We start from the raw sequence: 4,551 nt of genomic DNA on the forward strand, positions 1-4,551 counted from the left end.
TCAGAGCCAAAAGCCGGATTCAAAAAGAAATACCCCTCGTTTGCACGGAAATCATGCATCCGAACAAATGATGCATTGGCAATAATTGTCCCCTCAACTTCAACATTACGTCCCTTGAAGCTCCCAGTCAGAAAATCAAGGAGTAAGTTTGGTCGAAACTTGTTTGCCGGATTCATCGGGTCATTGTAATTAAAATCTTTATATCCGCCTACCGTTTCTACAGCAGAGCCATCGGCTTTTATTCCGTATTGCGAAAACATATACTGCCCATAGAACACCGCACTTGCCAGCTTGGCGAAATTCGCCATCAGTACCTCGATAAAGGCATACTGTATCTTGTCCATCACTACCCATGTCGCCTTACTGCCGTTTGCCGCATAGTCTGTCTTGGGGTTGACACCCTTAAATGTGCCCTCCTTAGCCAACACGTAGTATTGACCTTCACACAGTACCATCGGTGTCGATAGAGCCGTACGGGTGTAGCCTGTGGATGCGGAATATTCTCCAGCCGGATAGACCAGCGGACCGATCGGTCCCTGCTGGAGATACTTCACTTCTCCCGTCTTGCTTGCCAACGCTTTCTTTGCCATATCATGCTGCCGTTGAGATTGTCCATGAAACATTGCCGCCTGCCTGCTGGCACATAGCTTCAGTGCAGGTACCGCTTGCCGCAGCCACATTCGCCGTAGCCGGATTGAGAATGACCCCTGCCGAATCCATAAAGACAAAATAGAACAGCATATTCTTTGCCTTCGTGGTCTGTCCCCGCTTGACAAGGATAGGCGTATAAGTCACCGAACCTCCGGAACCGGAAACAATCGTCTCATCCTCGGGATTGGGATTAGTTATGATGTCGTAGGGGTCTGACAAGTCCATCACCGTCTGCGTGTCAAGGCCTATCAGATTGCCGCCCTGCGACACCTCCACCTTAAAGATGCCCGTAGTGTCAACCAGGCTGTCCGTAACGGTCAGACTCTTGCCGGTCTGGTCGACGAGTGTCTGCCAGGCACCGTTAACCATCCTGGACCACTTGTAGGTTAGTCCGGAGGTGATCTCTGACGCTCCACGTCTCGCCATTGCCGTGAGAACGACACTGCCTCCCTTCTCACGGATGGCAAAGTATTTGTCATCTCCGGAAACGATGGTCACCACGTTCTGGTTGCCCACACCCTTGGTGATAGGGATGCTGTAAACGAACTGCACCTCATCCGACACGTTGCCCACGGTCACCGTAGCCACCGCCTTGACGCTGCAGCTCGCACCGGACGACGCCTTCACCAGGTTCTTCACGATCTGAAGCCCGTAATAGTTCGTAGTGCCCGCCTTGTAGGGGATGTACTTGAAATGCCCCGTCTCGCCGCCGAACGTGTTCGTGGAAACGTTGGATGTGAAGCTTATCAACACGTCATTGAAATACCACCTGATGGAAGAGGGCACCACAACCCCCTCAGCCACCCGTGAGGAGGTGAGAAGGAAGGAGAGCGTCGGCTTCATCGTGGTGAAGTCGGGGGCTATGTTTGTCGGAGCACCCGATTCACCATCATACTCTTGATAGAGGTCGCCTTTGTCGCACATAATCGCTGGCATGTAAACGCCAGACTTTTGCGAAAAGATTACCTGCCCGACCTTACTCGCTACGCTCATCGGTCACCTCCTCCCCGTCTTTATCCATGAAACCCTCCGGAGTGGCGACCTCCACCGGATCTTCCACGCCGTCTATCTCACCCTTGGCCTGCTGCGGGGAAAGGCACACGCCCCCGACTACTGCCGCCCGGTCGAATACCGTATCGCCGGGAAAGCCTGCCACATCGGCCTGCCATAACAGCACATTGCCGTCGGCAGTGCTGTTGCGGATTCCTGCCACTCCCAGCTTGTCCGCAACCTCTCTCGTCACTTTGATATAAAATGCCATACTGCTATCGATTAATGGTTAAACATCCCTTTTCCTTGCCACTATAAACTTACCGCTGTCATCCGTCACGTACTTGCCGTCAGATGTCACCACCGCCGCATACGGGCCCTTGTCAATCACCTTCAGCTGTAGCATCATGCCGTCGGTGCATGGGATGGAGGGCGAGTACCCGGCAGCGGCCAGCACGTATGAGGAGGCACCGGCCGCCTTCGTGTACCATTCGCACTCAAGGATGGCCTGGGGATTGGGGACAATCCCTGCCGTATCACGGATGACCGGTTTCGGGTATATCATCTTGGTTCCGTCTGCCACCTGCTGCGGAAATCCCTCCCAGTCAATCTCGATGCTGGGAATACGCCTGCGGATGGTGGTGGAGACATAGTCTATGTCACTGTCCGGCTTGGATGAAGGAGCACCGTCCTTCGAGTACGATGCTTTCACGACGTAGGTCTGTTCGTGGCCGATATAGTCCCGGTCTATGGTAAGCACGTTCTTTGTCAGTGATACGAACTCCCAGTCATTGTCGCCGTTACCGTCGGTAATCTGCTCCAGTGCGCCCGTATTCAGCTTCCGATAGAAGAAGAACTTGCACTTGTTGGTTGCTGTGACATCTACATCACCGACAAGCAGTCTGGCGGTGATGGCCTGCCTGGCAATGTCCCGACACGGGTTCCAATCAAGTGCCGACGGAGAGTCGACCATCAGCTTAGGCTGCGCCTCGCTGCCGTCAACGGCGCGGACAAGACGGCTGAAACGGTAGACATGCGTCTGTCCGGTACGCTTCGCATCGACATACTCGGCGTAGAACTCCAGTGTTACCGGACTGCCGGGAACGGCGTTCTTTTTCACTTGTATCTTACCCTTCTCGGCTCCGGTCTCGGTAATGACATAGCTTTTGTTGGCAGATGTAATCAATGTCCGTACACCGTTCAAGCGCTCGTACCACTTCATGTTGACCAATGACGCGTTGACCGCACCCACCTTGACCACCGCATCCGGGTCGGTGGCATTGCACCGGGGGAACAGCGTCAGGGGGGTAAGCGTGTAGTCCGGAGTGTACTCGGCCTTGTCAGCCTGGTACACCTGCACGTCCGGCACGCTGCCGACAACCTCTATCCCGCCGCTGGTCTGGAGAGGGCGGTAGTTGACCTCTATCTTCTTCTGTATAGTCTGCATAATCAAGTATATGAAATGATTGTGACATCCTTATGACCAGTCTTCTCTTCAACCGCCTTTTCAAGACAATCATCCATGCAATCACCATGAACTATTGTGATACGGATTACGGGGAACAACCCAAACACTTTATACCTGTATTCCACTACATGGCTTTTACCAAACTCCACTTTTGACACTCTGTTGACTTGCATAATTCATTTTTTAAAAGGTTATATAATTCATTGTCTCATAATTGTTCTGCCCGTCACGCAGCAATACCCGTGCGATGAACTTGCACCCGGTCATGTTCATATAGTCGGGGCCGAGGTCGTTGACCGTCAGCGGCAGTGACTTGCCGGTTTCCGCGTGTGCGACCGCCCAGGCGTTGTCCTCGGTGACGTTGCCCGTGTCGCGCGTCCACTCCACATCACTGTCAAGGATATGCGCCGTAACGTCACGGTTGTACAGCTCACCGGTAATGGTGAGGGTGGTCGCAAAACGCTCCGCATCGAAGTACCAGCCATTGGAGCTTTCTATATCGATGCTGAAATCCGGATTGCCCTCGACCATTGCCCAGCCCGCTGCTCCGTACTTCGGTTCGTCGGTAGTGCCGGAAACAAGACACATCCACTTGCATCCGTAGTGCCACACGGTATCGTACATCATCACACGTACGGTCTCGGTCTGTGCCTCGCGGTCGGCTTGGTAGGGTTCTGCTCCGATGGCGGTCTCCATGCTCCACTCTCCGCGGTCGTTGGCGATGCGGGGCAATACGCCTTGGAAGTCGATGCGGTGGATGTCCTGCGCTACCAATCCCCGGACGTAGATATAAGAGTGCAGGTAGTTGATGGGCAGGTTGTCGAACAGAGACAGATGCTTCAGCCTGCCGACGATCACCGAATAGTTGCTTTCCTCAAGGACGGGTTTTGTGACCCCGTTAAGCATGCAGATACAATGCTCACGGGATGACAGATACCAATAACCCTGCCGTTCAGTATCAACCGGGTTGCCACGGTGTGATAATATCATCAACGGCTCAGGAGGATAATTCTTGCCACCCGGCACCTCGCTATCAGGGTACATCACAGCGTTGATCGTATTGGCTGAGATGTCAACATGCAAGACACGTAGCCAGGAGGTATAATACTTGCCGCCACCTGATGCAAGGTCATTGACAACACCATATACAACATCGTTTTCTGCCAGTGCAGTAAAGTCGTTATCCCACCGTTTCTTCATCTTCAGGCTGTATGTGCCGTCTTCAAGCTGCGATACACTTTCGATGGTACCGGACTCGGAGAAGGAATAGTCGCTCTCCATGGCGGAGAGACGGTTGAAGATAAGCTCAAGGACGGTAAGGCTGTCGCGGACCTCGAGGCGGGACAGCTGCATACGGCCGTCAGGGAATATTCCGGCACCCTTGCCCGCGACCATAGAGTCGATAAACTCGCCGAACTTCAACAGAAAATTTGTGCCGTCAG

Annotated in this window: 5 protein-coding genes and 1 pseudogene; all 6 read right to left on the reverse strand. The window is 53.5% G+C overall.

Annotated features, from left to right (window positions below; all coding sequences use genetic code 11):
* On the reverse strand, positions 1–590 hold a 590-nt coding region (locus DW800_RS17075; protein ID WP_133303839.1), incomplete at its 3' end, for a hypothetical protein.
* A 1-nt stretch (position 591) separates the two neighbouring features.
* On the reverse strand, positions 592–1,587 hold the full coding sequence (locus DW800_RS17080; protein ID WP_229076284.1) for a hypothetical protein: 996 nt from the start codon (positions 1,585–1,587) through the stop codon (positions 592–594).
* Between the two features lie 40 nt (positions 1,588–1,627).
* Positions 1,628–1,912, reverse strand: a complete 285-nt coding sequence (locus DW800_RS17085) for a hypothetical protein (protein ID WP_035449790.1) — start codon at positions 1,910–1,912, stop codon at positions 1,628–1,630.
* 18 nt (positions 1,913–1,930) lie between these two features.
* The gene (locus tag DW800_RS17090; RefSeq protein WP_117720693.1) at positions 1,931–3,088 is read right to left on the reverse strand and encodes a hypothetical protein; all 1,158 of its coding nucleotides are present in this window, start codon (positions 3,086–3,088) and stop codon (positions 1,931–1,933) included.
* Positions 3,089–3,090: 2 nt separating this feature from the next.
* A complete protein-coding gene (locus DW800_RS17095; RefSeq protein WP_119958222.1) occupies positions 3,091–3,282 on the reverse strand; it encodes a hypothetical protein in 192 nt (63 codons plus the stop codon).
* Positions 3,283–3,292: 10 nt separating this feature from the next.
* Positions 3,293–4,551: pseudogene (locus DW800_RS17100) on the reverse strand (hypothetical protein); the annotation flags it as partial.

Origin of the sequence: Bacteroides sp. AM32-11AC (genome assembly GCF_003603515.1) — a bacterium.
In the GTDB taxonomy this organism is placed as follows: domain Bacteria; phylum Bacteroidota; class Bacteroidia; order Bacteroidales; family Bacteroidaceae; genus Bacteroides; species Bacteroides uniformis.